We start from the raw sequence: 14,180 nt of genomic DNA, 5'->3' as shown, positions 1-14,180 counted from the left end.
GTCACAGGTTCAAATCCTGTCCCCGCAACCAACATCACAACAAAACAACCCACACAAAAGCCCGGCATCCCCGGGCTTTCCTGCGTTCAAGCGGCGGTCACTCGAAGCCAACCGCTGCCGTGTTGGAGCCACAAACGAGGACGACGACACGCTCATCTTTTTCGGGGAGATAGCGGCCCGAAAGCAGTGCGGCCATTGCCGCAGCTCCGCCAGGTTCGGCAACGATCCGGACTGTGTCCCACAGGGCCTGCTGCGCCTTACGAATGTCGTCATCCGCTACCAGCACTGATGTGCCGACAAAGGCTTGCGCGATCGGAAACATGAGATTGCCGACGCGGCGCGGCGCCAGCGAATCGGCGGCGATCCCGCCGGCAGGCGCGTCGACGGGCTTATCGGCGGCGAGCGCATGATTGAGGGTTGGAGCGCTTTCGGGTTCGACCGCGACAATCTTGATGCGGCCACGCAGCCATGAGGCGATACCGCCAATGAGACCACCGCCTCCGACTGCTACCAGCAGCGTGGTTGTTTCCGGAAGGTCCGCTTCGATTTCACGCCCGAGCGTCGCCTGGCCGAGTAGCGTCTCGACCTGATCATAGGCGTGGACGGCGAGCGCATCTGTCTCGGCAACGAATCGTTCACTTGCTTCGAGGGCATCGGCGTAGCGCTCGCCGCCGATCACGAGCCTTGCACCATAGCTGCGAATCTTGTCGGCCTTCGCCGGCGAAGTGACGCTTGGCACGAAGATGGTGGCAGGCACGCCGAGCCGCATGGCAGCATAAGCGACCGCCGCGCCATGATTGCCGCCCGAGGCGGCAACGACACCGGCCGCGGGAACCGGCCTTGTCAAGAGATTGGTAAAGGCCCCGCGGGCTTTGAATGATCCCGAGTGCTGCAAACATTCGAGTTTGAGCGCTACGGGGAGACCGGCCATGCCGAAATCGTCAAGATCCACATGGAGCACGGGCGTGTGCCGGATATGCGGCCGGATGATTTCTTCGACAGCAGTGATACGTTCAGGCGTGATATCTATGGGCATGATCGCACCATATTTCGCGGCTAGGCACAAAAGCAAGATCGATCGAGCGACGGCAACGGCCTATCGATGATGATCTTGACCATGGAAATAGCAATGAATAGAAATTCGATCGTTTTTTGGTTCTTCAGTCTTCTGGCCGCAGCAGCCAGCGGCGTGTTTTACGGCTACTTCTACAACGGAAAAATATCGCCGATTGGCGCGGTGTTCGCCCTGTTCCTTTGCATTCCGCCGTTGCTCTTCGAACGGGGAAACCTGTTCCCCCGACTCTTCGATCGGATCAATGCGCTGCCGACCCCGAGCTATATCTTTTGCTCGCTCCTTGCCAATTACCTGCTCATCGGTATGGGCTACTTCGTTTGCGGCACCCTGCTCTGGGCCCTCGGCTTTATACCCGGTGCCTGGTGGCAGGAGGCAATCCTGCCGACAAACATATGGATTTACACGCTTGTCATTCTGGCGGTCCTGAGCTTTGTTTCGCGCGTGCGCGAACTTCTCGGGCGCGATATCTTTGCCAACCTTCTGATCGGGCGCTATCGCAAACCGATCGAGGAGGAGCGCATCTTTCTCTTTGTCGATCTTGTCGGTTCCACGACCTTTGCCGAAGAATTCGGCGATCTGCGGGCGCAGCAGTTCCTTGGTGCGCTTTTTGCCGCGTTTGCCGGACCCGTCCGGCGACACAACGGGACCATCGACGACTATGTTGGCGATGCTGCGATCATTACTTGGCCGATGCAGCGGGGCTTGCGTAATGCCGATTGCGTCGCATGTATCTTCGACATCATCGATGTAATCGAGGCAAACTCGGAAAAGTGGCTGAGTGAATTTGGCCGCGTGCCGCGGCTGCGCGCCGCCTTGCATGGCGGGTCGGTCGTTGCTGCAGAGATCGGCGTGGACCACCACAAGATCACCTATTTTGGCGATACGGTAAACACGACGGCGCGACTCGAACAGCTTTGCCGCAGTTTGAACGCGCCGGTGCTGATCTCCAGCGATCTTGCCGCGCGGCTGACGCTGCCCGACGGTATTCGCAGCAACAATCTCGGTACTCATGCGGTTCGGGGAAAGGGCCAGAGCCTCGGCGTCATGGCCCTTGTGCGGCCGCGCGGTGAGCAGTCAGAACTCGTGGCGCAGCGGGCCTAGAACCGATATTCTCCGCACGGGCCGCAGCAGGCGCCTGTCGAGCGTGGCAAGGGCATGTTTTGATTGATCGCCAGTGCGAGATAGCTTGCGTCGTATGCAGAAGAGCATGTTTGAAAGTTAAGGAAACGATTGCCTGGTCATTGACGACGCTATGGGCATCAAGAGGCAATTGCCGAGACGTATCAAGGCGATCAACGCTTCGCCAGCTTCGATCCGGTTTCTTTTTTCCGCGAGCACGCAGAGATTTCGCATTTCGTACCAGAACAGGTCCGGTACGACGCATCGATAACCAAAGCCATTCTCAGCGGCGGCCTTCTTCGAACCAGGCCTTGATTTCCTCAGCTGTCGTAGGTTGACGGCCCCTTTGTGCAGCCAGAATCTCCTGTATCAGAGCGGCGACGTCAGATTTGCCGGGGATGCGCGTCAGACGCGCGACGGGATGGTTGCCACGCGATATCACGACATCTTCTCCGGCTTCGACCTTGGCCAAAAGCTCGGAAAGATGCGTTTTTGCTTCACCGACTTGATGGTCATTTTTGTGTCCTTGCTGCGGGTCGGGGAGGCCAGCTTGGTCAAGCGGTGGCCAAGCTGAATGTTCTCATATAGACAAATTCTGTCCGTAAAGCGTCAAATCTGCTTTTAGGGCGATGACAGGCCATGTGCGGTGCGATATGTTCGGAACGTCGAGGGCCTTGTGATTTGCAAGAAGGCAAGGCCCTGTCAGCTTGCGGGAGAGTGGCCAGTGTGCGAATGCGCCGGTCCACCGAAGGGGAAATCGCCCGAAATCTCTCAGGTACCAGGAACCGCAAGCCGATAAGGCAACTCTGGAAAGTCGGGGGAGACCCCGCGCCGAAGGTGTAAGTTCAGCCGGTGCCAAGGCGCCGCGAGCGAGTCTCTCAGGCTTCCGACAGAGGGGTAAAGCATCATTCCGTCGCTGTGGCGGAGGTCTTTGCATGTCTCTGGAGTGAAAATGGGCGCTGAAGTCAATCCTGAAACCGACGAACTGAAATCGCTGCCACTTGGCGACCTGCACGAAGCGGCAAATGCGCGCTTCGGCGGCTTTGCCGGCTGGTCGATGCCGATCACCTATCCGCTCGGCGTGATGAAGGAACATCTGCATACGCGCGAAAAGGCGGGCTTGTTCGATATCTCGCATATGCAGCTTTTCGAGATCGCCGGGCAGGGCGCCGCGGCGCTCCTGTCTCGTGCCTGCCCGCTCGACGCGGGCTCGCTCGCGACGGGCCAGTCAAAATATACTTTCTTTCTCAATGAACAGGCTGGGATTATCGACGACCTGATCGTCACGCGGCTCGGCGACGAACGCTTCATGGTTGTCGCCAATGCCGGCAATGCCGCCGTGGATGAGGCGCATCTGCGCGACCTCGCCAAGGATTTCAAAGCCAGCATCGATGCCCTTGACCGCGTGTTTCTGGCAATTCAGGGCCCGCAGGCCGCAGATGTTTTGCAGAAGGCAAGCATTGCTGGCACCGATCTTGCGTTCATGCACGGGTACGAGCCTCAGCCTGGCTGGTTCATGAGCCGCTCGGGCTATACGGGCGAGGATGGTTTTGAGATCGGCCTTCCGGAAGCGGACGCCCGCGCACTTGTCGCCAAGCTTCTCGCAGACGACCGCGTGACATGGATTGGGCTCGCCGCGCGCGACAGTTTGCGGCTCGAGGCTGGCCTATGCCTGCATGGCCAGGACATTACGCCGGAGATCGATCCGGTCGATGCGGGGCTTACCTGGGCCATATCGAAGCAAGTTCGGGGTGAGGGCGGCTTTATCGGATCTGAAGCGCTACAGGCCAAGCTCGCCGCCGGGTCAGGGCGCAAGCGCGTCGGCCTGAAACCCGACGGACGCCAACCTGTCAGATCCGGCGCGACGCTTGTCGATGCCGGCGGCAACCCTGTCGGCATCGTTACCTCGGGTGGATATGGTCCGTCGGCGGGCCACCCGGTTGCCATCGGCTATGTCGAGAAGGCGCTCGCAACGACTGGCTCACAGGTATTTGCCGAGATACGCGGCAGCCGCATCGCGCTGGATGTCCACCCGCTTCCCTTCGTTACCCATCGTTACCACAAAGGATAATTGAAATGGCTGTCACTTATTTCACTGAAGATCATGAATGGCTGCGCGTTGAAGACGGGATTGCGACAGTCGGCATTACCGACCATGCGCAGGACCAGTTGGGCGATCTCGTTTTCGTGCAATTGCCGGAAGTCGGGCAAACGCTTGCAAAGGGCGATGCTGCCGTCGTCGTCGAGTCGGTCAAGGCCGCTTCGGACGTCTACGCGCCGGTCGACGGCGAAGTGACAGAGGTCAATGAGGCGGCAGCCAGCGACCCAGCCCTGGTCAATTCTTCGGCGGCCGGCGATGGCTGGCTGTGGAAAATGAAGCTTGCGGATACCAACCAATTGACCGGCCTTCTCGACGAAGCCGGCTACAAAGCAATTATCGGCTGATTATCATGCAGAACAAGGGCATCTTTCCGTTCACCGACCGCCACATCGGGCCAAGCCTTCAGGGCTCGCGTGCCATGCTTGCGGCAGTTGGCATTCCCTCCCTCGAAACGCTCATCTCCCAGGCGGTACCGAAATCCATCCGGCTCGAGCGTCCCCTCGACATTCCCGAAGCAGTGAACGAGGCTGAAGCGCTCGCTGAACTTTCGGCTAAGATGGCGCAGAACAAGACCCACAAGAGCTTCATCGGGCAAGGCTATCACGGGACGCATGTGCCAGCGGTTATCCAGCGCAACCTTTTCGAAAACCCTGCCTGGTACACGGCCTATACGCCGTACCAATCAGAAATAAGTCAGGGCAGGCTGGAGCTTCTATTCCATTTCCAGACCCTCGTGACCGAATTGACCGGCTTACCGGTCGCGTCGGCGTCCTTGCTTGACGAGGCGACGGCCGTGGCAGAGGCGGTCGGCATCGCCTACCGGCATCATCGTGAGAAGCGTACCCGCGTTGTTCTGGCCGGTGATGTGCATCCCCAGATTCTCGACGTGGTTCGCACCCGCGCCGAGCCACTCGGGATGAGCGTCAACGGCGGCGCGATCAACGCTGAAGTCGCAGCAATCATCGTTCCATGGCCGGATACATATGGCGTCTACAGGGATCATTCCACCGCCATTCGGGACGCAAAGGCATCCGGCGCTCTGGTGATAGCGGTCGCTGATCCTTTGGCATTGACGATCACCGCCCCTCCGGCATCGCTCGGCGCCGATATTGCCGCGGGATCGATGCAACGCTTCGGCGTGCCCGTCGGTTATGGTGGTCCGCACGCCGCCTATCTCGCCGTAGCGGACGCACTTACGCGTCTTATTCCGGGCAGGCTGGTTGGCCAGTCCGTGGACAGCAAGGGCCGCCCTGGTTACCGGCTTGCCCTGCAAACCCGCGAACAGCACATCCGCCGCGACAAGGCGACTTCGAACATCTGCACGGCGCAGGCATTGCTGGCGAACATGGCAGTTTCCTTCGCCATCTGGCATGGACCACAGGGGCTGCAGGCGATTGCTTCGCGCGTACATAGCCAGGCGGTCCGCCTTGCCGCTGCTATGGAGGCCGCAGGCATCGCGCTTGCCGGCAAGCGCTTCTTCGACACGCTTACCGTCGATGTGCCGGGCAGGGCAGGGGAGATTGCTGCCACTGCGGAAAAAGAAGGACTCCTGCTTCGGATCATCGATCAGGACCGGCTTGGCCTCACGCTTGACGAAACCACGACCGAGGCGGATTTGCAGGCTCTCGCCGCCCTGTTCGGCGCGATCTTGCCTGATGATACGGACACACGCCTGCCGAGCGAACGCGGCGCAGAGGGGTTCATGACCCAGGAGGTGTTCCATCAGCAGCGTTCCGAGACGGAAATGATGCGGTTCCTGCGTCGCCTCGCCGACAAGGATCTTGCGCTCGACCGGGCCATGATCCCGCTCGGCTCCTGCACGATGAAGCTCAATGCGGCGGCCGAGATGCTGCCGGTGAGCTGGCAGAGCGTCGCCAATGTTCACCCGTTTGCCCCGGCCGATCACGCGCTCGGCTATAAGGCGCTCACGGATGACCTCGAAACATGGCTCGCGGAAATCACGGGCTTCGATGCGGTGTCCCTGCAGCCGAATGCTGGCAGTCAGGGCGAATATGCCGGTCTCCTTGCCATTCGCCGTTATCATCTCGATCGCGGCGATACGCATCGCGACATATGCCTCATTCCGGAATCGGCGCATGGCACCAATCCCGCCAGCGCCCATATGGCGGGAATGCGCGTTGTTGTCGTCGCCTGCGAGGAAGCGGGCGACATCGACCTCGACGACCTGAAGGCCAAGGCGGAACTGCATGGTGCCAATCTGGCGGCACTGATGATCACCTATCCCTCGACGCATGGCGTCTTCGAGGAGGGTGTCAAGGACATCTGCGCCATCATTCATGCACATGGCGGGCAGGTCTATTTCGACGGCGCCAATCTCAATGCCCTCGTCGGGCTGGCGCGTCCCGGTGATATCGGCGCGGACGTATGCCATATGAACCTGCACAAGACCTTCTGCATTCCCCATGGCGGCGGCGGACCGGGCGTTGGCCCGATTGGTGTCAAGAGCCACCTTGCTCCCTTCCTGCCGGGGCATGTCCAGCTCGATACGGGCCACGCTGTTTCAGCCGCGCCCTTCGGCAGCGCATCGATCTTGCCAATCACCTGGATGTACATCCGGATGATGGGCGCAAACGGCCTGAAGCGCGCGACGGAAATGGCAATCCTAAATGCCAACTATATTGCAGGCCGGCTCGAGAACCACTATCCGGTGCTGTTCAAGGGCCGCAATGGCCGCGTCGCGCATGAATGCATCCTTGATACAAGGGTGCTGAAGGAGAGCGCCGGGGTGACCGTCGAAGACATCGCAAAACGGCTCATCGACTACGGCTTCCATGCGCCGACCATGTCCTGGCCAATTCCGGGGACACTGATGGTTGAGCCGACGGAATCGGAATCGAAACGCGAGATCGACAGGTTCTGCGATGCCATGATCGCGATCGCCGGTGAAGCGGCAAAGGTTGCGAGCGGCGCTTGGCCGAAGGACGACAATCCACTGGTCAACGCGCCGCATCCGGCAGACGATGTTCTGGCCGACGAATGGTCGCATCCCTATAGCCGGAGCGAGGCCAGCCTGCCGGCCGGACCGAGCGAGGAGAACCCGAAATATTGGCCGCCGGTCTCGCGCATCGATAACGTGGCCGGAGATCGCAACCTCGTCTGCTCATGTCCGCCGATGCAGGCCTATAGTTAAGTGCCAAGCGCCTCCTTCTCCTTGGGAAGGGGGCGCTTCGTGTTGCGCCGTTGCTCTTCACCAATTGGGTGTGAGACTGCCTTCGTCGGCACTATCCGAAACGTTGAATTCTTCGGCAAGCCGGCGGAGCGCCGCCGGCAAGGCCCGAAGGTCCTCCGAACCGAAATGAAGGTGGGGCAACCGCGTGCGGATGAGTCCGGCAACAACCCGGGCTTGCATGCCGTCACGCGAGCGTTTGGCAGCATCTCGGTCCGCACGACGCGACAGCCACAATTTATGCAGTGCGAAGGCCCGCGGATCCGGACAAGAAAAGGTGAGCGGATAGCCGCGTTGGTCGATCACGACGGCCGAAACCTTGGGACTGTTGACGAGCCAGGCGAGCCCTTCGATTTCAACGGCGCGCAGGTCTTCGTCGTCGACGCTGAATCCTGACCTGCCATCCCCCGACATGATGTTCTTCGGCGTCGGCTTGATCAGATCGACAAGAAAGCCGTCGCGGTTCGCTGCCCTGTAGCTGTTCTTCGCCAGTGGTGCGAAGGAATGGTCGACTTTTTGCAGAATTCCGATCAGGCCTTTCTGCGAAAAGGTCTTGCCGATCAAGCGCAGGCTGAATCTCAGGTCCATGAGAAGATCAACGTCTTGCGTCGAGAGAAGGCCGCTCGTGATGTGTACCCCCGCAAGGCGCTCGTAGACGAAAAGGGCGTTTGTTCCGACGATGTCAATGGCGGTGCCGATCAGCCCGAGCTTGTCCAGTGCGCGGATGATGCGGGCCGTCAATTGCGGTACGCGTCCGAGCGACATGGCGCGGTTGACCGGAGCAAGTTCATCGAGACGCTGCGCGAGGCTGCCGACGCGCTCCTTCGAGTTCTCGCGCCCGGCGTGAAACTGGCCGAATGTTGTTTCGGTTTCCGTGGAACGCGGACCAAGTGATTTCCAGATACGGCCGGATTTCTTGTAGAGGTATTCCTTGCCGTTTGTGCTCGTCTTCCACGACATGGAACCGGAAAAGCGCTGCTCGTATTCCTTCGAACTCGCCTTATAGGATTCATAAACCTGTTCGGTATTCACAAGCTGGCGAATCTGATCGGGCGATAATTCGTTGAAAATATTCATCTTATCCCATGAGAACGAGAAATGCGGCGTATTGGGGATAATATCGCGATTTGGCGATGCTATAAAGCGATATTAGATAGGATTATCCCTTTGCCATATAAAATGCAGTTGAAAAGGGATAATCCAACGAAAACTGACTCGCAGGCCCCCAACAGGCATTCCTGCGCGCAAAGTACAACTCCCAGCGGCGGTGAACGGAGACCGCCCCACAGCCACGACATTGAAGAGTTCGCCATCAACAGATATTCCGGTTTCCAAAACTTTGACGTATCGATCTGGCGAACAATCGGAGTTCCATAAGATAGATTACGCCGCAATCTTGTGTAGTCGGGTGGGTTCAAGTTTGAAGTGCGACTTTGCACCAACTGTGCAATTCATCTGCATCCGCCCATTAGAAGCGATTCTCTGAGCTTAATCATAGTACTCAACGGAACAATCATAATTATCAATATCGACACTAACGCCGAATCTTTCATAATTTTTTGATTTTGGTCTCTATTTATCCTGTACAACATGTACAACATTGGATCATTTTCGGGATAATCAAAAATCATTCGGAAAAACTCTAGGTCATCTCGCATGAATTCCATGCGATTAATGAGGGCTTCTCCTCCCTTTTCGAATAATGAAATCGCTCTTGGCATTATGTTCCTTGGAGATGGAGGCGCTGAGGCGCAGACTCAGCTTGTGCCGCCCAGACTGAGGGTCAGCTTAACCTCCGTGGCATCTCCGGCGACCCTCCGAAGCGCTTGGTACCAGGGAGAATCAGGGCCACCCAATTCATCAACGAATTGCTGCAGATTGATGAAATGAAGATGATCAAAATCCACCGGGCAGCCGGGGCCGCCGCCCTCGATCGCGTCCCATAAGGCATCAAGGTTGCGTCCGAAATTTGCCGGGAATCTGGGGTTTGTCGAATCAAGGTAACGTTGGAAGAATTCCTCAATCGTGTAAATTCCGGTGCAATCAATAAGGGCGGTACGTTGATAATCGTTCATGTCAAAAATACTTTCCAACTGCCTAAATAAATGATGTTTAAAACTTACACCGACGCCATGGCCTTCTGGATGATCGCGGGGTCGATCGTGAAGAGTTCCTGGGCGCGCCCTACCCCGCGCAATGCGAAGCGGCCGACGCAGACCAGCTTCAAGCGGAATGCATCCGGCAGCGTCGCAGCATAGCGCTCCGAAATCAGGATCTCCTGGTCGACGGACCGGCACATCGAAGCGATACGGCTGACCTCGTTTACAGCAGGCCCGACCACCGTGAAGTCAAGTCGCGTGTCACTGCCGATATTGCCGAAGAACACTTCGCCAATATGCAGGCCGAGGTAGACATTGGTCGCGGGTTGTCCGGCTTCGACCCGTTGCCGGTTGAGAACGGTTAGTTTCTTGCGCAGGAGCGCCTGGGCCTTCAAGGCCGCTGTGGCTGCGTCGGCGGAATCGCCGTCGGTAAAGATCGCGAGCGTACCGTCACCGATCAGTTTCAGCACGTCGCCGCCCATCTCCTGGATCGACGATATTACGGCCTCTGCATAATCGTTGAGCATGGGAATGATGGCGTCGGGCGCGGCAGCGTCGGAAATGCGCGTGTAATCACGAAGATCCGAATACCAGAGCACGGCCTCGATTCGATCGGCGGCGCCGCGATTGATGCGGCCGGCAAGCACCCGTTTGGCGGCGTCGTGGCCAAGGTAAACCTCTGCCAGCGTCCTGACGATTCGCGTCAGCGAAGCGCATTTCATCGCGAGTGCAAGACTGCTTACCAGCCTTCGCAGGGCGATGATGTCCGCATCGTTGAAACCCTCGGCGTGATCGGAGGCCCAGGACGAATAGAATCCATCCATTTCGCCGATGCTGCCCTGCTTCGAAAACGGCACGATCATTGCAAAATAGTCTGTGCAGCCCTCGTCTCGCATCGAGGCAAGTTGGCGAAACGATGGTGTTTCGTCGGCTGTCAGCCTGTGCCGCATTTCGACCTCGCCGATCTCCAGCAAATGATAGAAAGTCGATGCCTGCCAATTCTCGGCGCTCTCGCCGCTTTGCGACGAGCCATACTCGATGATGGTGCGCTCCAGTTCGCCCTCGCGCCGCCAGAGAAACACTCTACCCTCATAGATCGGATGAAGCGTATCGACGAATGTATTGCCGCGTTCGAGCTTGATGCCCGCTGCAACGCATCGATCGCAGAATCCGTTCATGAGATCGGTTTCGGTTGCACCGCAGATGCCTTGGGCATTGAGCCAGGTTTCGATTTCGACGATTTCGGCTTCGGTCACGGTTCTTCACCCATGCTGCAACTGATAAAAGAGGTAGCACGACCTGCACATTTGACCAAGAATTCTCAGCGGCAAGTGCCTGTCCGCGCTTGGGATCGAGAAATCCACTGACTGTTGCGAAATGCTCCAAGTCATTCATAATACATGGAAAAAATCATTTCTATCAGCATATCATGGACATGGAATAGTACTAAAGTCTCATTGACACGGGACCCGCAACTAAATACACGCATAACGTGGCATAATTTAGAGAATACAACGAATCCGAGTGTTGATAAATCTTGCTTGAATCAAAAAAGCAAGGCGATGGACGACTTTTGCTTTTCTTTTTAGCGAACCGAATTTACGGTTGGCAATATATTGCAATTTATTTCAGGCGGGTTGATTTTGAGTTCGGCATTTTCTCTTTGCGTTCAATCTTTCGCGTTGCTGTGTTCCAATGGTTGAGCGTGGCGGCGACACGGCGACCCTGACGCCGGACAAAGGTCTCGATTCACGTTATTTCAGCGAAGCGGTGCGCTGGGAAAACGACGTTATTCGTACGGTGAAGCGGTCAAGGCGTGTTGCCTGGATCGTCGCTGGGTTCAGCGCCTTGCTCGCCGGCCTCGCCATGGCCTGCCTTGCCCTGCTCCTGCCGCTGAAAAGCTTCGAGCCTTATGTTATTGAGGTCGACAAGACGACGGGCTTCATGGAGATCAAGCGGCCGCTCGCCGAGGGCGACCTGACGCAGTCGGAAGCGATCACCCGGATGAACGTGGTTCGCTATGTAAAGGCGCGCGAGACCTATGATCCTGCTTCCGTTCAGGACAATTTCGATCTGGCGCAACTCCTTTCGACGGGGGATGCCCAGCGGGATCTTCTCAACCTCTATGGCCCTTCCAGCCCGACCAACCCTGTCAATCGGTTTGGCCGCCAGACCCGTGTGCTTCCGACCATCAAGTCGATCCAGATACCCAACAACAAGACCGCCATCGTGCGTTTTTCCACCCAGCGCATAGGTCAGGATACCGGGCCCGAAGAGCATTGGGTGGCGCTCATGCATTTCCGCTATTCGCGCGAACCGAGGACCAATGAGTGGCGGTTCGACAATCCGCTCGGCTTTCAGATCCAGGACTACCGGCGCGATCAGGAAAGCGTGCCGGCATCGGAACAGGGGCATTGATGATGACGCTGTTCTCCGTTCGCCGATTGCAATTCATTGCGCCGCTCGTGTGCGCCGGGATACTCGCCGCAGGCCCGGTTCTCGCCGAAATTGCGCCGAAGCGCGGTCAGGCCGATGCGCGTGTACGCACCGTCAACTACAATCCCGCCAATGTTGTCTCGGTCGACGCAACCCACGGCGTCTCGACGATGATCGTCCTCGGCGATACCGAGAAGATCGAAACGGTAGCGGTGGGTGACAGCCTGTCCTGGAAGATCGAGCCCAACAAGCGTGGTAACATCATCTTCCTGAAGCCGGTCGAGGCCAAGACGACGACGAACATGAACGTCGTCAGCGACAAGCATGTCTACACGTTCATCCTGCGGGCCCATGCCGAATCTGAAGGCGACCAGACATATCTGGTCAAGTTCCGCTATCCGGACGAGGAGGCGGATTCGCGACTGCTGGCGGAAGCGCAACGCCTCGTCTCCGAACCCAATCGCGCCAATTTCCAGTTCGAAAATTCCAATACGAACTACCAGTTCCGCGGCGACGGCGAGTTGAAGCCGACCTACGCCTTCGACGATGGGGTGAAGACCTGGTTCAAGTTTGACGGCGACATTCCCTCGATCTTCATTGTCGAAGGCGGCAAACGGGAAATTTTGGCCAACTTCCGCCGCGAAGGCGAATATTTGGTCGTCGACAAGATCGCCAGGCAGTGGATACTGCGGCGCGGCGATCTCGCGCTGTGCCTGTTCAACATGCAGAAGATCGGCGGCTCCGCCGTTGCGGCCAGGACCACCTCTTCCAATGAGCGGATGAGGTAGAGCCATGCCTGATCCCAATTATCATCAAAACGTCGAACTCGAGGAAAGCGCGCAGTCGCAACTGTCGGAGCCGAAGCGCGGCTTGAGCAAGGCTGCCATCGTCGTCCTTTTTGGCATGGTTTCGATTCCCCTTCTGGCGATGCCCTTCTGGTTGGCGCAGCCGAAGGCGCCGGACAATGTGGAATCGAATGAGAACGAGGAATTCCTCGCACCTCCCGGAAAAGTGCAGTTGAACGTGCCGCCGCCGGAGCCGGAAGCACCGGCGACGGCGCCGACACAGCCGACGGGGGGCTCGGCGACGGACGCCGAACTCGAGCGGGCGAAACAGGCCGCCGAGGAAGAGGCGCGGCGCCTCGCCGAAGAGCGCAAGGCCCTCGAGGCCGAAAGGCTGGCGCGCGACTCCGAAAACGACCAGAAGAGATGGGAACGCTACCGTTCGCCCATGGTCGTGACCGAGACCGGAGGCCAGGTCGACCCGCTGGCTCAGGCAGGCAAGACTCCCGAACAGGCGGAAAAGGAAAAGAGCGCCGCAACCTTCCAGGACGCCAACCCGAACAACCAGTTCCTCTCGGCCTTGGCCGCCAAGCCTGTGGAAGTCGCGACGGCTGAGCAAACCAAGCGCATCGACGCGCTGGTGCCGCAAGGCACGATGATCCGTGGTGTCCTTGAAACGGCAGTGCAGACCGACCTACCCGGCATGGTGCGCGCAGTAACGACGGAGGATGTGTGGTCCTTCGATGGACGCCGCGTGCTCATCCCCTCGGGTTCGCGCATGATCGGCGAATATAATGCGGGTGTTGCACAGGGCCAGACCCGTGCCTTCATCGTATGGAACCGGTTGCTTCGTGCAGATGGCGTGTCACTCAATCTGGGCTCGATCGGGACCGACGAACTCGGCGTCTCGGGCGCGGCCGGTGCCGTTAACAACCATTATCTGAAACGCTTCGGCGCGGCGGGTGTGCTGAGTCTGATTAGCGCGGGTTCCCAAATTATGGCGGCCACCAGTGTGCCGACTAACGATGTCGGATATACTATCAAATCGATTCCGGATCCGAGCGACCCGACTAAAAGTATTACGATCCAAACGCCCACTACCAACAAGGTCGCGCTCAACGACATGGCCATGCAGGGCGCGGCGCTCGCGGTGCAGAATTTTACTCAACTGGCCCAGGAGGCCATTAAGAGCCAGATCAATATTCCGCCGACGATCAGCATCAACCAGGGCACACCGGTTGCGATCTTCGTGCGGCGCGATCTCGATTTTTCCGAACTTTATCCCGATCCCGTTCAGGAGAAGCTGAAGGAACTCAAACGTGGGCGAGGCTGGGATGGCAAATACTGACCGTATTCAAGTCAGGCTCGGAGGGGGTCTGCG

At 58.3% G+C, this 14,180-nt stretch carries 11 protein-coding genes, 1 pseudogene and 1 riboswitch; of the genes and pseudogenes, 7 read left to right on the top strand and 5 right to left on the bottom strand.

The window, feature by feature from the left end; translation table 11 throughout:
- Window positions 1-97: 97 nt before the first annotated feature.
- Entirely contained in the window at window positions 98-1,036 is a 939-nt protein-coding gene (locus tag BLR72_RS21805; protein ID WP_091951957.1) for a threonine/serine dehydratase, read from the bottom strand.
- A gap of 93 nt (window positions 1,037-1,129) precedes the next feature.
- Here BLR72_RS21805 and BLR72_RS21800 point away from each other — a divergent pair, with 93 nt between their 5' ends.
- The gene (locus BLR72_RS21800; protein ID WP_091951955.1) at window positions 1,130-2,176 is read left to right on the top strand and encodes an adenylate/guanylate cyclase domain-containing protein; all 1,047 of its coding nucleotides are present in this window, start codon (window positions 1,130-1,132) and stop codon (window positions 2,174-2,176) included.
- 301 nt (window positions 2,177-2,477) lie between these two features.
- Here BLR72_RS21800 and BLR72_RS21795 read toward each other — a convergent pair.
- A pseudogene (locus BLR72_RS21795) lies at window positions 2,478-2,687 on the bottom strand (type II toxin-antitoxin system prevent-host-death family antitoxin); the annotation flags it as partial.
- Between the two features lie 207 nt (window positions 2,688-2,894).
- Window positions 2,895-2,992, top strand: a riboswitch (glycine riboswitch).
- Between the two features lie 154 nt (window positions 2,993-3,146).
- Here BLR72_RS21795 and gcvT point away from each other — a divergent pair.
- From gcvT to gcvP, 3 genes are read left to right on the top strand one after another with little or no spacing between them, the layout of a single operon-like run.
- Window positions 3,147-4,265 (top strand): glycine cleavage system aminomethyltransferase GcvT, encoded by a 1,119-nt coding sequence (gene gcvT / locus BLR72_RS21790; RefSeq protein ID WP_091951951.1) that lies wholly within the window; start codon window positions 3,147-3,149, stop codon window positions 4,263-4,265.
- Window positions 4,266-4,270: 5 nt separating this feature from the next.
- Window positions 4,271-4,639 carry a glycine cleavage system protein GcvH gene (gene gcvH / locus BLR72_RS21785; RefSeq protein WP_027232989.1) on the top strand — a complete coding sequence of 123 codons (369 nt, stop codon included), beginning with the start codon at window positions 4,271-4,273 and terminating at the stop codon, window positions 4,637-4,639.
- Between the two features lie 5 nt (window positions 4,640-4,644).
- A complete protein-coding gene (gcvP, locus tag BLR72_RS21780) occupies window positions 4,645-7,446 on the top strand; it encodes an aminomethyl-transferring glycine dehydrogenase (protein ID WP_091951949.1) in 2,802 nt (933 codons plus the stop codon).
- Between the two features lie 57 nt (window positions 7,447-7,503).
- On the opposite strand, the gene BLR72_RS21775 is transcribed toward gcvP, so the two are convergent.
- From BLR72_RS21775 to BLR72_RS21760, 3 genes are all read right to left on the bottom strand, one after another.
- Window positions 7,504-8,559 (bottom strand): GSU2403 family nucleotidyltransferase fold protein, encoded by a 1,056-nt coding sequence (locus tag BLR72_RS21775; protein WP_091951947.1) that lies wholly within the window; start codon window positions 8,557-8,559, stop codon window positions 7,504-7,506.
- A gap of 680 nt (window positions 8,560-9,239) precedes the next feature.
- Window positions 9,240-9,557: a barstar family protein gene (locus tag BLR72_RS21765; protein ID WP_091951943.1), complete on the bottom strand. Its 318-nt coding sequence runs from the start codon at window positions 9,555-9,557 to the stop codon at window positions 9,240-9,242.
- A 44-nt stretch (window positions 9,558-9,601) separates the two neighbouring features.
- The gene (locus BLR72_RS21760; protein ID WP_091951941.1) at window positions 9,602-10,837 is read right to left on the bottom strand and encodes an adenylate/guanylate cyclase domain-containing protein; all 1,236 of its coding nucleotides are present in this window, start codon (window positions 10,835-10,837) and stop codon (window positions 9,602-9,604) included.
- Between the two features lie 439 nt (window positions 10,838-11,276).
- Between BLR72_RS21760 and BLR72_RS21755 the strand changes: the two genes are divergently transcribed.
- From BLR72_RS21755 to virB10, 3 genes are read left to right on the top strand one after another with little or no spacing between them, the layout of a single operon-like run.
- The gene (locus BLR72_RS21755) at window positions 11,277-11,999 is read left to right on the top strand and encodes a VirB8 family type IV secretion system protein (RefSeq protein ID WP_091951939.1); all 723 of its coding nucleotides are present in this window, start codon (window positions 11,277-11,279) and stop codon (window positions 11,997-11,999) included.
- Complete coding sequence (gene virB9, locus BLR72_RS21750; protein WP_091951937.1) at window positions 11,999-12,805, top strand: P-type conjugative transfer protein VirB9; 807 nt, start codon at window positions 11,999-12,001, stop codon at window positions 12,803-12,805. Before BLR72_RS21755 ends, virB9 begins: the two co-directional genes overlap by 1 nt.
- Window positions 12,806-12,809: 4 nt before the next feature.
- A complete protein-coding gene (gene virB10, locus BLR72_RS21745) occupies window positions 12,810-14,147 on the top strand; it encodes a type IV secretion system protein VirB10 (RefSeq protein ID WP_091951935.1) in 1,338 nt (445 codons plus the stop codon).
- The last annotated feature ends 33 nt before the right edge of the window (window positions 14,148-14,180 follow it).

Origin of the sequence: Phyllobacterium sp. YR620 (assembly GCF_900104165.1) — a bacterium.
GTDB classification, from domain to species: domain Bacteria; phylum Pseudomonadota; class Alphaproteobacteria; order Rhizobiales; family Rhizobiaceae; genus Phyllobacterium; species Phyllobacterium pellucidum.
Note: the sequence above shows the minus strand (reverse complement) of the source record. Positions and strands in the feature narration are given on the sequence as shown.